Origin of the sequence: Stenotrophomonas sp. SORGH_AS_0282, from assembly GCF_030818125.1 — a bacterium.
In the GTDB taxonomy this organism is placed as follows: Bacteria; Pseudomonadota; Gammaproteobacteria; order Xanthomonadales; family Xanthomonadaceae; genus Stenotrophomonas; species Stenotrophomonas rhizophila_A.
This window is the reverse complement of the sequence record NZ_JAUTAB010000001.1, coordinates 1908404-1928549: the sequence shown is the minus strand read 5'-3', so window position 1 is coordinate 1928549 and position 20146 is coordinate 1908404. Positions and strand designations below refer to the sequence as shown.

General features: G+C 69.7%; 10 protein-coding genes and 2 pseudogenes. 4 read left to right on the top strand and 8 right to left on the bottom strand.

Annotated features, from left to right (window positions below):
* Position 1: 1 nt before the first annotated feature.
* Positions 2 to 4756: an ATP-dependent helicase gene (locus QE395_RS08550; RefSeq protein WP_306988511.1), complete on the bottom strand. Its 4755-nt coding sequence runs from the start codon at positions 4754 to 4756 to the stop codon at positions 2 to 4.
* Positions 4757 to 4886: 130 nt separating this feature from the next.
* Between QE395_RS08550 and QE395_RS08545 the strand changes: the two genes are divergently transcribed.
* Positions 4887 to 5333 carry a hypothetical protein gene (locus tag QE395_RS08545; protein WP_249832559.1) on the top strand — a complete coding sequence of 149 codons (447 nt, stop codon included), beginning with the start codon at positions 4887 to 4889 and terminating at the stop codon, positions 5331 to 5333.
* Between the two features lie 47 nt (positions 5334 to 5380).
* Positions 5381 to 6343, top strand: a complete 963-nt coding sequence (pip, locus tag QE395_RS08540; protein ID WP_249832560.1) for a prolyl aminopeptidase — start codon at positions 5381 to 5383, stop codon at positions 6341 to 6343.
* Here pip and QE395_RS08535 read toward each other — a convergent pair.
* Positions 6319 to 7449, bottom strand: coding sequence for an alkene reductase (locus QE395_RS08535; protein WP_249832561.1), 1131 nt, complete (start codon positions 7447 to 7449; stop codon positions 6319 to 6321). The genes pip and QE395_RS08535 overlap by 25 nt on opposite strands.
* A gap of 126 nt (positions 7450 to 7575) precedes the next feature.
* Between QE395_RS08535 and QE395_RS08530 the strand changes: the two genes are divergently transcribed.
* Together QE395_RS08530 and QE395_RS08525 are read left to right on the top strand one after the other, a co-directional pair.
* On the top strand, positions 7576 to 8496 hold the full coding sequence (locus QE395_RS08530) for a LysR family transcriptional regulator (RefSeq protein ID WP_249832562.1): 921 nt from the start codon (positions 7576 to 7578) through the stop codon (positions 8494 to 8496).
* 55 nt (positions 8497 to 8551) lie between these two features.
* Positions 8552 to 9775: a patatin-like phospholipase family protein gene (locus QE395_RS08525; RefSeq protein ID WP_306988507.1), complete on the top strand. Its 1224-nt coding sequence runs from the start codon at positions 8552 to 8554 to the stop codon at positions 9773 to 9775.
* Positions 9776 to 9793: 18 nt separating this feature from the next.
* Here QE395_RS08525 and glgX read toward each other — a convergent pair whose 3' ends face one another.
* From glgX to glgB, 6 genes and pseudogenes are all read right to left on the bottom strand, one after another.
* Positions 9794 to 11920: a glycogen debranching protein GlgX gene (gene glgX / locus QE395_RS08520; RefSeq protein ID WP_249832564.1), complete on the bottom strand. Its 2127-nt coding sequence runs from the start codon at positions 11918 to 11920 to the stop codon at positions 9794 to 9796.
* Positions 11917 to 12081, bottom strand: coding sequence for a DUF2934 domain-containing protein (locus QE395_RS08515; protein WP_083214152.1), 165 nt, complete (start codon positions 12079 to 12081; stop codon positions 11917 to 11919). The genes glgX and QE395_RS08515 overlap by 4 nt, the downstream gene beginning before the upstream one ends.
* A 9-nt stretch (positions 12082 to 12090) precedes the next feature.
* Positions 12091 to 14595 carry a malto-oligosyltrehalose synthase gene (treY, locus tag QE395_RS08510; protein ID WP_249832565.1) on the bottom strand — a complete coding sequence of 835 codons (2505 nt, stop codon included), beginning with the start codon at positions 14593 to 14595 and terminating at the stop codon, positions 12091 to 12093.
* A complete protein-coding gene (locus QE395_RS08505) occupies positions 14592 to 16505 on the bottom strand; it encodes a 4-alpha-glucanotransferase (protein WP_249832566.1) in 1914 nt (637 codons plus the stop codon). The genes treY and QE395_RS08505 overlap by 4 nt, the downstream gene beginning before the upstream one ends.
* Before the next feature lie 99 nt (positions 16506 to 16604).
* Positions 16605 to 18242 (bottom strand): annotated as a pseudogene (gene treZ / locus QE395_RS08500) (malto-oligosyltrehalose trehalohydrolase); the annotation flags it as partial.
* Positions 18239 to 20107 (bottom strand): annotated as a pseudogene (glgB, locus tag QE395_RS08495) (1,4-alpha-glucan branching protein GlgB); the annotation flags it as partial. The pseudogenes treZ and glgB, both read right to left, overlap by 4 nt.
* Positions 20108 to 20146 lie beyond the last annotated feature (39 nt).

Genomic DNA, 20146 nt, shown 5'->3' with positions numbered 1-20146 from the left:
TTCAGGATTGCCAGTCGAGGCCGCGTGGCGCGCTGGAGAAACCCGCCGCACGCAGTGCCTCGGTCACCGCATCGCGCTGGATGGGCGCATCGTCGATCAATTCCAGGGTGAACGTCATGCGCCGCCCGCGTCGCAGTGCGATGACCAGCGCCTGGGCGGCCGCGGTCAGCGCCGCGTCTTCGCCAGGCGCGCCCGGCTCGAACCACGTCAGCAGTTGCCGCCCGCCCTGGGCCAGGTACATGCGCAGGCGCCCGCCGCCGATCACCACCAGTGCACCGGGCCGTCGTACCGGCCGCTGTGACACGCGGTGCGCCGGCCATGGCAGCACCGGACCGAACGGATTGGCAGGGTCCGCCGCGGACAGTCCCACGCTGAACCCGACCCGCCCGGGCTGCTGCGCCTCGGCTACCTCACGCAGGGCATCGACCATGCCACGTTCGGCGAACTGTGCGCCGCCCATCCCGTCCACGAACCGCCCGCGCAGCACCCGGCCGGCATCCTCCATGCCGCGATAGACCTGCACCAGCGCGGGGAAACCCCCGGCGATGCCTTCGGCAATGGCCGCGCCGCGCGTCACGATACCGTGGCGCTCCAGCAGCCCGTTCGCCAGCGCGACCGCACGCACCGTATCGCTGACCAACGGCCGCTGCAGCAGCGACCATCGACCCGCGAGGGTAGGCGTGGCCAACGTGGTCGCCATCGGCTGCAGGCCGCCCGCAGCGCCGAGCGGATCCATCATCGCCCTGCCCCGGGCGTAGCGGTTCTGTCGCGCAGAGGTCGTCGCCCGCGGGCGCGCGGGTCGCGAGGCCGACAGGTGCCGCAGCGGCGTCCACAGATCGGTGGTCACCAAGCCGGACCACGCCAGTTCCCACAGCGCGGTGTGCAGCGTCTCGGCATCGACCACGACATCGTCCACGCCGGCAGCAGCCAGGCGCGCCTGCACCGCGGTGGCCAGTTGTCGTGCAAAGAACGCACCGCCATCGGCCATTACCGTCAACAGCGCGGCCTGCAAGGGCGAAGGTTCGATCGCCTGCACGACAGGCAGCGTTTCGCCCATGCCCTCCTGCACGTGAAGCGACACCAGGCCGTCATCCTCGCCCAGGCGGCCATGACCCACCCACGCCACCGTGCCGGTCGCCAGCAGTTCGTCCAGCATCGTCGGGGTGTAGTCGGCTACCCGCGCCGACAGGATCTGGTGCTCCCACGCCGACACCGGCATCGGAACTCCGGCCAGCAGCTCGATCACGCGCAGGACGCCGTCGCCACCTTCCAGCGCGCCGTGCGCGGGTACTGCGCTGGAGCGCGATGCCACCGTCGCGTCGGCCACCAGCCCATGCCGCTCCAGCAGCAGCGCCGCATACGCTTCACGGCTGGCCGGACGGGTCGCTTCACGCGCGGCCTGCAGGGAGCGCAGGCGCAGGCGCTGGAACACCGCGTCGCCCACCCATTCGCGGCGCGCCAACGGAACCGTTGCAGCATCGGCGCCGTCGTCGCGCGCGTTCCCCGCGCCGAAATGACCACTGAGCACCTTGCCCTGTCCGGCCAGATGCTCCAGCGCCGCATCCACCACGGCCACGCCCAGCCCCCAGTGGCGGGCTGCATCGCCCGTGGTGAATGCCGCATGGGTGCGCGCGTAGCGTCCGAGCAGCTCGCCCAACGGATCGCTGGAAGGCTGCAGGGACACGGCGGGTACGCTGCCTGGCAGTTCAACGGCGAGCGCATCCCGCAAGCGGGCGGCGTCCTCCACGGCGGCCCAGACCGGCCGCCCGGCCACCTGGACGGAAACGATGCGCTGCTCGCCCTGGAGCGAAAGCAGAAGCGTGCCGACGCTGTCTGCATCGATGAGGCGCGCTGCGATGTCCGTTGCGCTCAACGGGCCCAGCTCGCGCAGCAGGTCGGCAAGCCCTTCCCTGCCTTTCGCCTGCCGCCCTGGTGCCAACCGCTGCAACTCCAGCCCCACCTGTTCCACAACGGCGGGATCAAGGAGTTCACCCAGATCCACCTGGCCGAGCAGGTCACCCAGCAGCCCGGCATCCAGCGACAGCACCGACGCGCGGCGCTCGGCCAGCGGCACATCGGTGCCATACATGAACTCGGCCACGTAGCCGAACAGCAGGTTGGCGGCAAACGGAGACGGCACCTCGGTGGTGACCTCGGCGATCTCGATGCGGCCGTCGGCCAGCCGCTGCATCAGCGTGTCCAGCGCATCCAGGTCGTAGACATCCTGCAGGCACTCGCGCGCCGCCTCTATCAGGATCGGGAATTCCGGATAGCGCTGCGCGATGGCGAGCAGCTCGGCGGCGCGCAGGCGCTGCTGCCACAGCGGTGAGCGCTTTCCCGGCTTGCTTCGCGGCAGCAACAGGGCCCGCGCCGCGCACTCGCGGAACCGTGCGGCAAACAGCGCCGAACCGCCTACGGCCAGTGTCACCTCGCGGCGCAGCCGTTCGGGCTCGAACAGGAACAGCTCGGCGCCCGGCAGCCGCCCAGACGAATCGGGAATCCGCACGATGATGCCGTCATCGCTGGCCACCACCGCCGGGTCCACGCCCCAGCGCTCCTGGATGCGCCCTGCCAGTGCCAGCGCCCAGGGATCGTGGATGCGTCGTCCGTAGGGCGAATGCAGCATCACCCGCCAATCGCCGGATTCGTCACGGCAACGTTCCACCACCAGCCGGCGGTCGGTTGGCAGCACGCCGGTTGCCGCGCGCTGCTCATCCAGCAGGCCAATGATGTTCCCGATCGCATTGGGCTGAAGACCCGCGCCCTGCAAGCGCGTGAGCAACGCCGGTGCAAGCGTGTCGTTGCCCGCGTCGGCATCCAGCGCGGCCAGGAACGCGCCCACCGCCTCGCCCAGTTCCGCCGGGCGGCCCACGCCTTCGCCCCGCCAGAACGGCAGCCGTGCCGAGCGCCCAGGCGCGGGCGTGACCACGACCTGGTCATGCGTGATCCGCTCGATCCGCCAGGAAGTGGCCCCCAGCGTGATCACGTCATTGACCCGTGATTCGTGGACCATTTCCTCGTCCAGCTCGCCGACCCGGCGCGAGCCGGCACGTTCTTCGCCTTCGGGCAGCATCACGCTGTACATGCCACGGTCGGGAATGGTCCCGGCGCTGGTCACCGCCAGCTGTTTGGCCCCCGGCCGTGCGCTCAGTTCACCGCTCTGCCGGTTCCACACCAGGCGCGGGCGGAAGCCGGCGAAGTCGTCGGACGGGTAGCGCCCGGCCAGCATGTCCAGGGTGGCATCGAACGCACTGCGCGGCAGGCTGCGGTACGGCGCCGCGCGACGCACGCGCGCATACCAGGCGTCGACATCCAGCGGCTCCATCGAGGCCGCCGCCACGGTCTGCTGGGCCAGCACGTCCAGCGGGTTGCGCGGCGGATCCACCGCTTCGATGCGCCCTTCCAGCATCCGCTCGATCGCCACGGTGGCGTCGATCAGGTCACGTCGCGTGCGCGGGTAGACCAGCCCGGTGGAGGTGCCGCCGACCTGGTGGCTGGCCCGGCCGATCCGCTGCAGCGCACTGGCCACCGACGGCGGTGCCGCGACCTGGATGACCAGGTCCACCAGCCCCATGTCGATGCCCAGCTCCAGGCTGGAGGTCGCCACCACGCAGCGCAGCGAACCGTCCTTGAGCGACTGCTCGATGTCGCGCCGCTGTTCCTTGGACACCGAGCCGTGGTGGGAGCGCGCGATCAGCTCTGGGCTGGCCACCACCCGCGACACCGTGCTGCCGGTGAACGAGCCGTACTGCTCGGGTACGGGCGCGACAGGCGGCTGGCCGGCCGCGCGTGCGGTGCGTTCGGCATGCAGTTCGTTGAGCCGCGCGGTCAGCTTCTCGGCCACCCCGCGTGAGTTGGCGAACACGATGGTGGAGCGCCGCGCCAGCACCTGGTCGAGGATGCTTGCTTCCACGTGCGGCCAGATCGAGCCCACCCGTCCGCTCGGCTCCCTTTCCGCGCCCGGCCCTGCGTGGGGTGGCAGGTCCGCCATGTCCTCCACCGGCACCACGATGCTGACGTCCAGCTTGCGCGGGCTGGCCGGGTCGACCACGGTGACCGGCCGGTCGCCGCCCAGGAAGGCAGCGACCTGCTCGACCGGGCGCACCGTGGCCGACAGGCCGATGCGTTGCGCGGGCACCTGCAGCAATGCGTCCAGCCGTTCCAGGCTGAGCGCCAGATGGGTGCCGCGTTTGCTGCCCGCCACCGCATGGATTTCATCCACGATCACGGTATCGACCTCGCGCAGGGTCTCTCGCGCCTTCGAGGTCAGCATCAGGAACAGCGATTCGGGCGTGGTGATCAGGATGTCCGGTGGCCTCCGCAGCAGTCGCGCACGTTCAGCCACGGGAGTGTCGCCGGTGCGGATGCCGACCGTCAGCGCCACCGCGGGATCGCCCCGCCGTTCCCGTTCGGCGTCCACGCCCTGCAACGGCACCTGCAGGTTGCGCTGCACATCGGCGCCAAGCGCTTTGATCGGCGACAGGTAGAGCACACGGGTGCGGCGCGGCGGCGCCTTCGACGCGCCGGGGCGCGCGGCCTCCTGCTGTCGTGCCCGGTACAGCTGGTCGATGGCGTGCAGGAACGCCGCCAGGGTCTTGCCAGATCCGGTCGGCGCGATCACCAGCGTGTGCTCGCCCGCACCGATGGCGCGCCACGCCGCGGTCTGTACCGGGGTGGGCGCGGGAAATGCCGAGGCGAACCAGGCGCTGGTAGCGGGTTCGAACAACATCAGGGCGGCAGCGGGCGAAGGCGTCATGGCTGCCCACCTTACCTTCCGCTGCGTAGAAATACCGATCACGGCCACGCAGATTTTCCGATGCGGCCGACGGTTTTTCATGCAAGGCTCACACTGGGTTGGCCCCTCGGCCAACAGCGGAGCGTCCAGCATGAATCCGCAGGCGATCAGAAACACCCTGGCGGTGGTGTTGGTCACCCTGTGCGCGTTGCCTGCCCCGGATGCGCCTGCGTATGCGCAGTTTGCTCCGCTCCTCATGCCGAACGCCAACCAGGCACCGCGACCGGAGCCGGCCGACCGCTGGCGGCTGGAGTTCCACGACGCAGCCGATTCAGACGGCATCATCAGCTTCCGCCTGTGGGTGCAGGAAGAGTCGCCGATGCACGTCGATGTTCCGATCCGAAAGGGCGAGTCGGACAGCGAGATCGCGCGTGCCGCCCGCGATGCACTGGCGACCCGGCTCGGCGAACGCTATGCGGCCGTCGTAGTGGGCGGCGAGGATATCGTCATCACGGCGCAGCGCGGCTCACCCCGCTTTACCGTCGAACTGCTGCGCGATACCGCACGGGATGTCGATGTCGACGTGGACCGCGACTGACTGACGCCTGGGCTATGCTTGGCAGGCACCCGCCCAAGGTTTTCGCCATGCGCACGCTCTATCCGCCGGCCACCCCGTTCCGCGAGCACCACTTCCCGGTCGATGACCTGCATACGCTGTATGTGGAGGAATGCGGAACCCCAGGCGGCATCCCGGTGGTATTCCTGCATGGCGGCCCCGGTGCAGGGGTATCGCCGACGCACCGGCGCTTCTTCGATCCGGCGCGTTACCGGATCGTGCTGATCGACCAGCGTGGCAGCGGCCGCTCCACCCCGTTCGGCGAACTGCGCGACAACACCACCGCGCATCTGGTGGCCGATATCGAAACCGTGCGTGCCCGGCTGGGCATCGAACGCTGGCTGGTGTTCGGTGGCTCGTGGGGTTCCACGCTGGCACTGGCGTATGCGCAGGCGCACCCCGACCGTGCCACCGGCGTGATCGTACGCGGCGTCTACCTGGGCCGTGCAGAAGAGAACCGCTGGTTCAATGAAGCCGATGGCGGTGCGCGCTGGGTGTTTCCCGAGCGCTGGGCGCGCTATGCCGCCCATCTGCCAGAGGAAGCGCACGGCAACATGATTGAAGCCTATTGGCAGCGAATGGACAGCGACGACAGCGCCACCCGCATCGCGGCCGCGCAGGCCTGGCTGGGCTGGGAGGACTTCGCCGCCACGCTGGTGCACGAGGTGGATGCCGTGTCCGACGCCGATCCGCTGGATACCCTGGCCAAGGCACGGATCGAGGCGCACTACTTCCGCCACAACGCGTTTCTGGAACACGGCCAGCTGCTGCGCGACATCGACCGCATCCGCCACCTGCCCGGGGTGATCGTGCAGGGGCGCTACGACATCATCTGTCCGCCGCGCAGTGCCTGGGACCTGTCCCAGGCATGGCCGGAAGCCAGGCTGGAGATGGTGCTCTCCGGCCACAGCGCGACCGAGCCGGCCACGGTGGACGCGCTGGTGCGCGCCACCGATGCGTTCGCCGATCAGGCCGCGGCGTACGCCGGGTAATCGGTGTAGCCCTTCGCGCCACCGCCATAGAACGTGGTGCGGTCCGGGGTGTTGAGCGGCCAGCCGTTCTGCAGGCGCGCCACCAGGTCCGGGTTGGCGATGAACGGCGTGCCGAAGGCCGCGAGGTCGATCAGGCCGGCGTCGATCAACTGCTCGGCGCGTGCACGGTCCAGGCCACCGGCAAGGATCAGCGCGGTGTTGGGCAGGTTGCCCTTGATGGTGCGCAGCAGGCCCTGGAAGCCACCTTCGGCGCCGGGGTCGACGACCACATCGCCCACCTTGAACCCGGACTGGTCCATCAGGTGGACGAAGGCCAGCCCACGCTCGCCGATGGCCTTGCTCAGCACGCCGTAGGTTTCGTCGATGCCGTCGTGCAGCGGCATGTCGAACAGCTGCCCGTAGGGCGACAGGCGGATGCCGGTGCGCTCCGCACCGATGCGGGCCACCACCGCGTCGATCACCTCCAGAGTGAAGCGCAGGCGGTTTTCCATGGTGTCGGCCGCGTACTGATCGGTGCGGTCGTTGACCAGCGGGTTCATGAACTGCTCGAACAGGTAACCGTTCGCGCCGTGGATCTCCACGCCGTCGAAGCCGGCGTCGATTGCATTGGCGGCGGCCTGGGCGAACTCGCCGACGATGCGGGCGATTTCATCCGTGGCCAGCTGTCGCGGTGCCGGCGGCGCGATCAGCGCGGGGTTGCCGGCGTCGTCAAGGCCGAACGCCTGCGCGCCCACCGGCTGCTTGGAGCTGGCGCTCACCGGGAGGCGGCCATCGGCCTGGATGGTCGGGTGCGAAACCCTGCCCACGTGCCAGAGCTGGGCCACGATGCGGCCGCCCACGGCATGCACCGAGTTGGTGACCAGGCGCCAGCCCTCGATCTGTTCCGGGCGGAAGATGCCCGGGTTGAACAGGTAACCCTGCCCTTCCTGCGAGATGGGGGTGCCTTCGCTGACGATCAGGCCGGCGGTAGCGCGCTGGGCGTAATAGAGCGCGATGCGCTCGTCGGCGATGTCGTTGGGCGCGCGGGCGCGGGTCAGCGGGGCCATCACCACGCGGTTGCGGAGCGGCGTGCCGGCGAGATCGAACGGGGTGAACAAGGACGTCATTGCGGTGTTCCTGGGGAGGGGCCCGCCAGTGCGGGCAGGCGGCCATCGTAGGTAGATGCCGATACAGCTACAATCCCGCCACACGGCAAATCACAATTGCTGAAACAGCATTAGCGGAGCATTCCCATGCAGCTCAAGGCCCTGCGCTACTTCCTGATGGTGGCCACCACGCGCAGCTTTCTCGCGACCGCCCGGCATTTCCAGGTACCGGCATCGTCGGTGTCCCGTTTCATCGCCACGCTTGAGAAGGACCTGGGCCGGCAGCTGTTCTACCGGAGCACCCGTGCGGTGCGGCTGACCGAGGAAGGCGAACGCTTTTACCAGCAGGCCCGCGAAGCGGTCGAACTGCTGGATGCGGCCGTGGACGACCTGGGCCGCGACGACGGCGCGCTGCATGGTCGCCTGCGGATCAATGCCCCGGAGGCATTCGGTCGACTGCACGTGGCGCCGCTGGTCAACCAGTTGCAAGCGGCGCATCCGGCGCTGGAGGTCGAGCTGCAGCTCACCGATGCGTATATCGACCCGGTGCAGGAAGGCGTGGATATCACGGTCCGGATAGGGCCGCGGGTCGATTCCGGGTTGATCGGCCGGACCCTCGCCGCGCAGCAGCAGATCGTCGCAGCCAGCCCCGCCTATCTGGCCGAGCACGGCACGCCCGAAACACCGGCCGACCTGCTCGACCACCGCTGCCTGCTCTACAAGGGACAATTCGGCAGGCAACGCTGGTACTTCCGCGAGTCACCTTCACAGCCGTTCGAAGGCATCAACGTAAGCGGTCCGCTCTGCAGCAACAACGCCGAAGTGCTGCTTGCCGCGGCCCTGGAAGGCCACGGCGTAGTGCTCTTCCCCAGCTGGCTGTACCACCGCGAAAGCTTTGCGAAGCAGCAACTGGTGCCGCTGCTCGGGGCGTGGGAAGGCTCGGTTGCGACCGAGACCTCCTACATCCAGCTGCTGTCACCTGAGAACAAGCTGCGGTCGCGCAAGGTGCGCGAGGTGACGGCGTTCCTGCTGGAAGGATTCGGCACCCCACCCGCCTGGGATCTGTAGAGACGCTGCGGGAATTACTGTGGAACCGGGTCCGGGTCGATGCCACGCTGGGCGCATGGATGCGATCCATGCCTTCCGCCGCCTTCCGCTCCTGGCCGCTGTCCTGGCGGTGTGCCTGCTGCTCGGCGGCTGCGCCACCCTCCCCCGCACCCCGGTGCCCGCCGACCAGATCGCCTGGGCGGTGGTACCCGGCATGCCGGACGTGCGTGCCTGGGCTGGCCGGCCGAACCGCGACATGGAGCTCGACTTCGAGCAGTCCATCCGCGATGAGCGCGCGGATCAGTTTCCGGTGGCCGCCGACGGGCGCATCCACTACCCACATCTGGCCCTGTCCGGCGGGGGCGCCAATGGTGCCTTCGGCGCGGGCTTTCTCAATGGTTGGACCGCGACCGGCACCCGCCCCACCTTCAAGATCGTCACCGGCGTATCCACCGGTGCGTTGATGGCGCCCTATGCGTTTCTCGGCCCGGACTACGACCAGGCGCTGCGACGCTTCTACACCACCACCTCCGACGCCGACGTATTCGCGGCCGGCAACCCGCTGATGGCGCTGCTTCGCCGCGATGCACTGGCGAACACCGCGCCGCTGGAAGCTCTGATCGCACGCGCCATCGACGCGCCGCTGCTGGCCAGGATCGCCGTCGAACACCGGGCCGGGCGTCGTCTCTACATGGGGACGGCAGATCTGGATTCGCGCCAGTTCGTGGTCTGGAACATGGGCCTGATCGCCACGCGCGGATCGCCCGAGGCGCTGGCGCTGTTCCGACGCGTGATGCTGGCGTCGGCCTCGATCCCGATCGCCTTTCCGCCGGTACTGATCGAGGTCGATGTGCTGGGCAAGCGCTTCGACGAAATGCATGTGGACGGCTTCGTTGCCGCCAACATTTTCCTGCACGCCGGCATCATCGATCCCCAGCGCCTCTACAACCGGCTGTCACGCGCACCTGCCACCTACGATACTTTCATGATCCACAATGGCCAGCTGGCCGCGGCGTCGGACCCGGCGGAGCGTTCGCTGCGCGGCATAGCCTTCCGTTCCATCGACGTCGCCGGCCGCGCCGGGATGATCGGCGACCTGTTCCGCGAGTACGCGTACGCCCGGCGCGACGGTGCGCGCTTTGCCTGGGTCACCATCGATTCCCGGCTTGCGCTGGCCGACGCCGCCAGCTTTGATCCGGCGCGCATGACCGTGCTCTACCAGGTCGGCTACGACCGGGCCCGCGAAGGCCCGGTGTGGCTGTCGCGCCCGCCCGGAATGTCGCCCGCGGACGAGCCCTGAACGCGGGAGGCAACGCGGTCAGTGCGTATTGCTGCCCCGGCTGGCCAGCAACGCGATGGCGCGGTCCGGCAGGTGCCAGTGCCCCTGCTCGTCGGCCTGCACCGGCGCGTCGTCGACGGAGGTGATCAACAGCCGCCAGGGCGTGTTGTCCAACGGCGGCGGCACGAAGGCCTGCGGCTCTGCGGCGGCATTGACCAGCAGCAACAGCTGGATGCCCTCCACCCCGTTGCCGTTGCCGTCGCCATCAGCGGGCATCGCCGGCAGCTGCAGCATCAAGGCCCGCTGCTGCGGTGCGTGCCAGTCGCCTTCCTGCATCGGCTGGCCGTCCGGCCGGATCCAGTGCGCGGCGTCGGTGCCGTGGCCGTCGCGGGCGTCGAGGAAGCGGCTGCGACGCAGCTGCGGGTAGCGTCGGCGCAGCGCCAGCAGGCGGCGTACGAACAGCGACTGCTGCTGGCCTTCTTCGCTCGCCGCGCGCTCCCAGTCGATCCAGTTGATCGGGTTGTCCTGGCAGTACGCGTTGTTGTTGCCGTTCTGGGTGCGGCCTAACTCGTCCCCGGCAAGCAGCATCGGCGTGCCCTGCGCGAGCAGCAGGCTGGCCAGCAGGTTGCGCATCTGCCGGCGACGCAGCGCCAGGATGCCGGGGTCGTCGGTCGCCCCCTCCGCGCCGTGGTTCCAGGAAATGTTGTGATCGGTCCCGTCGCGGCCTTCCTCGCCGTTTTCCAGATTGTGCTTGTCGTTGTAGCTCACCAGGTCGTGCAGGGTGAACCCGTCGTGCGCGGTCACGAAATTGACCGACGCCGACGGCCGGCGCCCGTTGTGGTCGAACAGGTCCGCCGAGCCCATCAGGCGCGTGGCGAACTCGGAGAGCTGGCCTTCGTCGCCCTTCCAGAACGCGCGCAGGTTGTCGCGAAAGCGGTCGTTCCACTCGGCCCAGCCCGGCGCGAAGTTGCCGAGCTGGTACCCGCCGGGCCCGATGTCCCAGGGTTCGGCGATCAGCTTCACCTGGCTCAGCACCGGGTCCTGGCGCACCGCATCGAGGAAGCTGCCGGACGGATCGAAGCCGGCGCGTTCGCGCCCGAGGATGGTGGCCAGGTCGAAGCGGAAGCCGTCCACGTGCATGTCCTGCACCCAGTAGCGCAGCGAGTCCATCACCATGCGCAGCGCGCCGGCATTGGTGAGGTCGAACGTGTTGCCGGTGCCGGTGTCGTTGATGTAGTAGCGGCGATCGTCGGCCAGGCGGTAATAGCTGGCGTTGTCGATGCCCTTGAACGACAGCGTCGGACCGAGTTCGTTGCCCTCGGCGGTGTGGTTGTAGACCACGTCGAGGATCAGCTCCAGTCCGGCGTCGTGCAGGCTGGCCACCATCTGCTTGAACTCGGCGATGGTGCTGGTGGAGAGGAAGGACGGGTCCGGTGCGAAGAAGCCGAGCGTGTTGTAGCCCCAGTAGTTCTTCAGCCCGCGCTCGACCAGGTACTGGTCGTCCACGTGCGCATGCACCGGCAGCAGCTCCAGCGCGGTCACGCCCAGCTGCCGCAGGTGGTCGGACAGCGCGTCGGAACGCAGCGCCGAGAACGTGCCGCGCATGGCCTCGGGCACGGCCGGGTGCTGCATCGACAACCCGCGCAGGTGCGCCTCGTAGATGACCGTCCGGTCCCACGGCGTGGCCGGGCTGCGGTCGGCACCCCAGGTGAACGCCGGGTCGACCACCACGCAGCGCGGCACGTAGGCCGCGCTGTCGCGCCGGTCGAAGCTCAGGTCCTTGTCCTTGTGGCCCAGGGTGTAGCCGAACAGGTGCGGCGCCCATTTGATCTGCCCGACCAGCTGCTTGGCGTACGGGTCCATCACCAGCTTGTTGGGGTTGAAGCGGTGGCCGGCCTCCGGCGCGTACGGCCCGTGCACGCGGTAGCCATAGCGCTGGCCGGGCCGCGCGTCCGGCAGGTAGCCGTGCCAGATCTCGTCGGTGTACTCGGGCAGGCGGATCCGCTCCACCTCGCGCCCGCGTTCGTTGAACAGGCACAGCTCCACCTGCGTGGCGTGCCGGCTGTACAGCGAGAAGTTGACGCCCAGCCCATCCCAGGTGGCGCCCAGCGGGTAAGGTCGCCCTGCCCTGACCCGGGTATGTCCTGCGCCGTTGCCGGTACTCATCGCGGCACCTCCTGGTCGTGCAGGAGCGCTTCGATCTCGGCGGCGACCAGCCGCTCGGCCATCTGCCAATGACGTGCCGACTGTCCTTCCGGGCGGCCTTCCGCCTCCCAGATCTGCCGGGCCAGTTCCCGGGTGCGTTCGGCTTTCTGTTGCTCGTCCATCGTCGTATCTCAGCAGGTTGAATGAATCGCGACCGGGCTGCCGTCGAACAGCTGCCGCAGGCGCAGGGGAGTGCCATCACTGACCAGCGCCGCGCCGGTCAGGAGGTTGCGGTAATGACCTGGCGGGACCGTCAGGGTTGCCCCGCCCCAATGCGAACCGGACAGCGCGGCGCCCTGCCGGGCAGGCTGCGCCGCGGTGTGGCGCGCCACCGCCACCAGCAGCCGCTGGCCGGCGTGTTCGCGCTGGAAGGCCAGCATCGCCACCTCGCGGTCCGCATGCAGGGGTTGGTAGGTGCCTTCGGCAAACAGCGCCGGCTGTTCGCGGCGCAGGGCCAGCACGTGCCGCAGCAGGCGCGCCTTGACCGCGCCGTCCTGCCACTGCACCAGCAGCTGCGGCCAACGGCGTGCATCGTCGAGCCAGGCGCGGCGCTGCGCGTAGTCCACCTCGCGGCGATTGTCCGGATCCACCAGCGACAGGTCCCAGCCCTCGGCGCCCTGGTACAGGTCGGGCACGCCCGGCAGGGTCAGCCGCAGCGCCAGCTGGGCCAGCCCGTTGCGGGCGCCGGCGGCACCGACGTGCTCGGCCGCCTGCTGGAGGGTGCCGCGCAGCGAGGCCGTCGCCGGGTGCAGCAGCAGCTGTTCGATGAAGGCCTGCGTGCGCGCCTCGAAGGCGCTATCCGGGTCTGTCCAGGAGGAAAACAGATCGGCCTCACGCAACGCCTTCAGCTGCCACTGCACGACCCTTTCCGCGAAGCTGCGCGGATCGTGCAGGCCCTGCATCGGCCACGCGCCGAGCAGGGTCTGCCACAGCATGTGGCGCACCGCCGGCGGCGGCAGGGCCATCCCGACGCGTGCAGCGCGACGATCCAATGTCCGCACCAGCCTGCCCCACCACTGCGGCTGCTCGGACAGCACCGCCAACCGCGCACGGCTGTCTTCACCGCGCTTGTGGTCATGGGTGGCCGTGGCCAGCATGGCCTGCGGTTGGCGATGGGCGCGCATCAGCGTGCGCGTATGCAGGGCACGCGTGGACAGGGCGAAATGGTCGGGACGGCTGCCCACCTCGTTGCGCGAGAGCAGCACGCCGTAGCGGTAGAACGCGCGGTCCTCCACCGCCTTGGCGTTGAGCGGCGCGCTGAGCTGCTGGAAGCGCCGCCGCAGCGTGGCGCGTGCGCGCGCATTACCGCCGTCGTCGCGGAAGCAGGCGGCTATCCAGCCCGCCGCCAGCGCCGTATCCGCCGGTTCCTCGCGCGCCACGCTGTCCAGCACTGCGTCCCAGCGACGTTGGTCGTGTTCGTCGAAACAGGTTGGCGTGGCATACGTCCGATAAACCGGGAACCGCACCAGCAGCGCGGTCAACGCACGCGACAGCAGCGCACGCCCGAACCGGGCGCTGGCCGGCAACGCGGCGCGCTCCATGCGCAGCAGGTGTCGCAGCAGTGTGTCGAACTCGCTGCGCAGGCCACGCGCCAGTATTTCATCGCGCGCCCGCCGTTCTTCCTCGCCGAACGACGTGGTGCGCCCCGTGGCCTGCTGCCACTGCCGGGCCAGCGGTGCCTCGCCCGACGCGTCGTGCAGCCAGGCCGAGACCTGGTCCATGAAATCGTAGCCGGTAGTCCCGTCGCAGGCCCACGACGCCGGCAGTTCCTCGTCCGGCGCCAGGATCTTTTCCACCCACAGCAGGGGCGCAACGCGGTGCGTGGCGCAGGCGCTGTCCATCGCGGTGCGCAGGCGCTGCAGGTAGGCCTGCGGGTCGGCAATGCCGTCCACGTGGTCCACGCGCAGGCCGTCCACCAGCCCTTCGGCCAGGAACGCCAGCGGGAGGCGGTGCACGGTGTCGAACACCGCGTCGTGGTGCACCTGCAGGGCGACCAGGCTGGAAATGGTGAAGAAGCGCCGGTAGTTCAAGCGGTCGTCGCCCAGCCGCCACCAGATCGGGCGGTAGGCCTGGGCCTCGATGACGCCGCGCAGCCCATCGGGGGCGGCATCGGGCACCGTGCCGGGCGCCAGCGGCAACCGCGCCTCGTGGTGACGCAGCACCGCAACGCCAGCCTCGTGCTCTACGCGCAGCACGCGGTCCTCGATGGCCGCGTCCAGCGGTCGATCCAGGATCGGCAGCTGCAGCGCGCCGCCTGCCAGCGGCGCCTTCCAGTTGATGTCGAACCAGTGGGCATACGGGCTGGCGCGGCCATGCTGCAGCACGTCCCACCACCAGCGGTTGTCCGCGTGCGCGGCCATGTGGTTGGGCACGATGTCCAGCACCAGCCCCATGCCACTCGCCCGCGCCCGGTCGGCAAGCGCGCGCAGGGCACGTTCGCCTCCCAGCTCGGGGTTCACTTCGGTCGGGTCCACCACGTCGTAGCCATGGGTCGACCCCGGCACGGCGCGCCAGATCGGCGACAGGTACAGGTGGCTGATCCCCAGCGCGGCGTAGTAATCCAGCTGGCGCGCGGCATCGTCCAGGGTGAATCCCGCATGCAGCTGCAGACGCGCGGTGGCGCGCACCCGGCTCATGGGCCCACCTGCGCGCGGGCGGTAGCGAATCGTTGCATGGCGTCCTCCAAGGTGTGCTCGACCCCTTCGGTGGGCAGTCGCTGGCGCCAGTTCGGGTGGACCCCTACCGTCCCCGGCAGGTTGACCTGCCCGGCCATGCCCAGCGCGTCTTCCACCGGCAGCAGCGCCAGCGCCGATGGACTGGCGCCGACGTATTCCAGTGCTGCGCGGCGGCCGGATATCTCATCCAGGGCACGCCCTTTCATGGCTTCATCGAGGCGCGCGATATCGGCGCTGCGCTCGGCGAACTGTTGCCGCAGTTCCTCCTCGTCCAGCTCGCCGAGCCGGTGCCGCCAGCCAAGATCCAGCCCCCGTCGCCAGCCAACCAGGGTCGGCAGGTCGTGGGTGCCGGTCATCGCCACGGCATCCGCGCGCCATGCCCCGGGCGACAGGAACCCGCCGTTCTCATCGCGGGCGAACGGCAGCACATCCATGCCCAGCACGCCGCGTGCGGCCAGTGTCTGGCGGATGCCCGGAGGCACCACCCCGAGATCCTCGCCGATCACGATGCAGCGGCTGCGCCACGACTCGATCGCGGCGATGTTGAGCAGGTCCTGCAGCGGATACCTCAGGTAGGCGCCCTGTCCTGCCCCGGCGCCATCGGGCACCACCCACAACCGCTGCCAGCCGAGGATGTGGTCGATCCGGATCCCGCCACGGTCGCGCATCACCGCACGCAGCAGCGCGATGAACGGTGCGAAGCCCTGTTCGGCCAGCCCGTGCGGCGAATAGCTGGTTACGCCCCAGACCTGGCCCGCAGCGCAGAATCTATCAGGCGGCGCACCGAGCACCAGCCCGCGCAGCAGTGCGCTGCCGGCGGCGTCGGCTTCAGCGCCGGCGGGATCGAAGCCCACTGCGAGGTCGGCAATCAGGCCCAGCCCCATGCCGCTCGCGCGCGCCTGCGCCTGTGCACGCTGCCAGCCGCGGCTCACCATCCATTGTCCGAACAGGTACAGCGACGACGACAGTCCCAAGCGCGGATGCATGAACGCCACATGCCGCGCCAGCGCCGGGCCACCGTCGCTGACGAAACGCTGCAGGTCGCGGGTCGCCTCCGCGTCATCGGAGATCGCGCCGCGCACCGCGGCCAGCCATGCCCATTTGGCCATCGCCGCCGCCGGCCAATCGATCAGGGGTGCGGCGCGCAGTGCGGCGAGCTGCTCGCGCAACGCGGGGTCGCGCTCCAGCACCTGCAGCGCCGCATCACCGAACTGCTCCACCGGTGCGGCGTACACCGCCTCCAGGAAGCGCCGGTCGCCCGGGAAATAGGGACTGTAGTCTGCGTCCATGCCGCCGCCGGCGTGCACCGGCCCCAGTGCCAGCGCATCCGCGCCGGCCGCGCCCGCCTGCCGCGCCCACGCCGCGCAGGCAGCGGTATCGCCGGTGCCGCCATCGTGTGGGCCACGGGCCGCATACGGTTGCAGGACCAGGCCCCACGGATGCGCACGGCTCACCGCATCGTGGACCCCGAAACACCGCAGCGGCGCCACCGCAACACGCTGCGTGTGTGCACCACAGGCCAGGGTCCAGTAGCCCGGACGTGCCGGCGCCATCGCCTGCCCCGCCGCGTTGGTGTGGCCGTCCTCCCGGCTGCCGTCCTCGCGCTCCCACACGCAGGGCGCATCTGCGGCGCCGGCATCCACCGGCGTCCCGACCACGGCAGTGCGCAGCAGCGGGACCTGGCGGCGCGACCCCAACGCGGACAGCGCCTCGCGACGCTGCGCGGGCGTGGCGTTGGGAATCTCCAGGGCGTCGAGGATCGCGCCAAGTACCGCGTCATCCACGCGTTGCGGACGCCCGGCGATATCCACCCAGTCAACGGCGAGGCCCACCGCCTCCGCCAATGCGCCCAATCCCGGTTGCGTGCTCATGCTGCAGCCACCACCACCGCGTACAGGCTGTCGGGCGCCAGTCCGTCCTCATGGGCCGGTGGGGCCGAGCCGGAATACTTCGCGCCCGGCCGGCAACGTCACCGGCACGGTGGCATCGCTGGCATTGAACGCGATCCACCACTGCGCTCCGGGCAGCTGCCAGCCAGCGCGCAGCACGCCCGGCGCCAGCACATCAGCACCCAGCGACTGCGCGCTGGCGGCTGGGCCGAGCCAGGCCGCACGCACCGCGAGCAGGTCCCGGAACCAGGTCAGCCAAGCCGCGGCGTCGGGATCGTCTTCCGTCGGCCACGGGGCACGGGACATGGCCAGCGTGGTCGGCGCATTCGGATCCGGAATCAGCGCACGTCGGTGCTCATCCTTGAAGCTGCTGAAGTGCGCGAACTCGGCGCGGCGGCCCTCGCGCACCTGCTCGTCCAGCGGCGTGCGGTGGTCGGTGAAATACAGGAACGGTGAGCGCGCTCCCCAAGGCTCGCCCATGAAGAACATCGGAATCATCGGCGTCAAGGCGGTCAATGCCATCGCCAACGCGGTCCGGCGCGGCCCCACCAACTGCAGCAGGCGCTCGCCCTGCGCACGGTTGCCGGTCTGGTCGTGGTTCTGGCAGAACACCACGAACTGCTGCGGCGGAATGCCCGCGCTGGGTTCACCCCGAGAACGCCCGCGGCGGGTGGTCTCGCCCTGCCAGGCAAAGCCCTCGGCCAGCACCCGGCGCAGGCGGCCGGAGGGATCGTCGGCGTAGTCGCCGTAGTAGCCTTCATGCTCCCCGGTCAGCAGCACATGCAGGGTGTTGTGGAAGTCGTCATTCCACTGAGCGGTGAATCCGCTGGCCAGCAACGCCGACTGGTTGTTCTCGTTCTCCAGCACCAGCAGCACCTCGCGGCCGGGCAGCGCCGCGCGCACCCGGTCACGCAGCAGGTTAAGGAACGCCAGCGGGTGGATGGCGTGCACCGCGTCGAGGCGGACGCCATCGAACCGGTAATCGCGCATCCACATCACCGCGTTGTCGATGAAGTAGCACTGCACCTCGGGGCGGCGGAAATCGACCGCGTTGCCCCACGGGGTGCACAGGTCGCTGCGGAAGAACATCGGCGCCAGGGCCGGCAGCGGATTGCCGTCCGGGCCGAAATGGTTGTACACCACGTCCAGCAGCACCATCATCCCCAGGCCATGGGCGGCATCGACCAGTGCCTTCAGCTCGTCAGGCGTGCCGTAGGCGGGCGCAGGCGCATACTGCAGCACGCCGTCGTAGCCCCAGTTGCGCTCACCCGGAAAGGTGGCCACCGGCATCAGCTCGATCGCGGTGAATCCGAGGTCGGCCAGTTTCGGCAGCTGTTCGCGCACGGCGTTGAACGACCCGCCGGCGGCGCCTACGTGCACCTCGTAGATCACCGCCTCGTGCCACGGCCGGCCGGACCGGTCCGGATGCTGCCATTCGAAGTCGTCGGCCACCAGCGCGCTGGGTCCGAACAGGCCGTCAGGCTGCTGACGCGAGGCCGGGTCGGGCACCGCGTCGCCGCCATCGATGCGGTAGCGGTAGCGCATGCCGGGCGCACCCGGCGCCGTCAGCGCGAACCAGCCGTCGTCGCTGCCCTGCATGGGCAGCACCTGGTCTTCCAGCAGCAGATCCACCGACGTGGCCGCCGGTGCCCATAGTGCGAAACGCCAACCGCCGTTCGTATCCTGCCAGGCTCCCCACCGCACCTGCGCTGCACTCATTCCCTGGCCTGCAGGTAAAGCACCGACAGCGGCGGCAGGGTCAACGGCAGCGACTGCGCGTGGCCGTGCATCGACTGCGCAATGGTCGCCACGCGACCTTCATTGCCCAGGTTGCTGCCGCCATAGAACGCGCTGTCGGTGTTGAGGATCTCCACCCAGTCACCGGCGGACGGCACTCCCAGCAGGTAGCCATGCCGCGCCACCGGGGTGAAGTTGCAGACCACCAGCGTCGCCCGGCCTTCGCCGCGCGGCGGATGGCGCACGAACGCAAGCACGCTGTTCTGGTGGTCATCGCTGACGCTCCACTCGAATCCGGCATCGTCATCGTTGGCCAGGCGCAGGCTCGGTTCCTGCTGCAGCAAGCGGTTGAGGTCGCCGACCAGCCGGGCGATGCCGGCATGTTCGTGCTGCGCCGCGCTGTCCCAGTCCAGGGCAGCGTCGTGGTTCCATTCCGCCGGCTGGGCGAACTCGCCGCCCATGAACAGCAGTTTGCTGCCCGGGTGCGCCCACATGAACCCATAACAGGCCCGCAGGTTGGCGAACTGCTGCGCACGCTCGCCCGGCATCTTCGCCAGCAGCGAGCCTTTGCCGTGCACCACTTCGTCGTGCGACAGCGGCAGGATGAAGCGCTCGCTGAAGGCGTAGATGGCGCTGAACGTCATTTCGCCGTGGTGGTGGCCACGGTGGATCGGATCGCGGCGCAGGTACGCGAGGGTGTCGTGCATCCAGCCCATGTTCCATTTGTGGGTGAACCCCAGGCCGTTCGCGTTGGCCGGTGCGGTAACGCCCGGCCACGCGGTGGATTCCTCGGCCATGACCAGCACCTCCGGGAAGCGCGTCCGGATCGCCTCATTGAACTGGCGCAGGAAGGCGACCGCCTCCAGGTTTTCGCGACCGCCGTTGACGTTCGGCAGCCATTCGCCTTCGGCGCGGCTGTAGTCCCGATACAGCATCGAGGCGACCGCATCCACGCGCAGCCCGTCGATGTGGAAGCGTTCGATCCACTCCAACGCGCTGCCGATCAGGAACGCGGCCACTTCGGTGCGCCCGTAGTTGTAGATCAGCGTGTTCCAGTCCGGATGCAGGCCCAGCCGCGGGTCTTCGTGCTCGTACAGGGCAGTACCGTCGAAGCGCTGCATGCCGTGTGCGTCGCTCGGGAAGTGCGCTCCCACCCAGTCGACGATCACGCCCAACCCCGCTACGTGGCAGCGGTCGACGAATGCCGCGAAGTCTTCCGGGCCGCCGTGGCGCGCGGTCGGCGCGAACAGGCCCAGCGGCTGGTAGCCCCAGGACCCGCCGAAGGGATGCTCGCTGACCGGCAGCAGCTCGATGTGGGTGAAACCGAGGGCCTTCACGTAGGGAATCAATGCATCGCCCAGCGCCGACCAGCCGAGCGGCTGGCCGTCCGCATCGCGGCGCCAGGAACCCGCGTGCACTTCATAGACTGAAATGGCCTGGCCCCCGGCCACGCCGCGTGCGGCCATCCACGCGCCATCCTGCCAGGCGTGCGTCGCCGGACCGGCAACGCGGGAGGCGGTGTCGGGCGGCAGTTCGCAGGCACGTGCCATCGGGTCGGCCTTGAACGCCACGGAGCTTCCGTCACCGGAAGTGACCGCGAACTTGTAGCGGGCACCGGCCGCCACGCGCGGCACGAACCCTTCCCAGACCCCCGCCTCGGGATGCTGGCGCAGCGGGTGCCGCTCCGCGTCCCAGCCGTTGAAATCGCCTACCACGGCCACCCGGCTGGCATTGGGCGCCCACACGGCGAAGCGCACCCCGCCGTTTCCGGTGGCCACCGCGCCCAGCAGCCGACGGGCGGCGTCCGGGTCGCCGCTGCGCAGTGCGTCGAGCTGCGCCGGGTTGAGCGCGGTGTCGTCCGTCGTGCCGGGTGATTCGGTCGGATC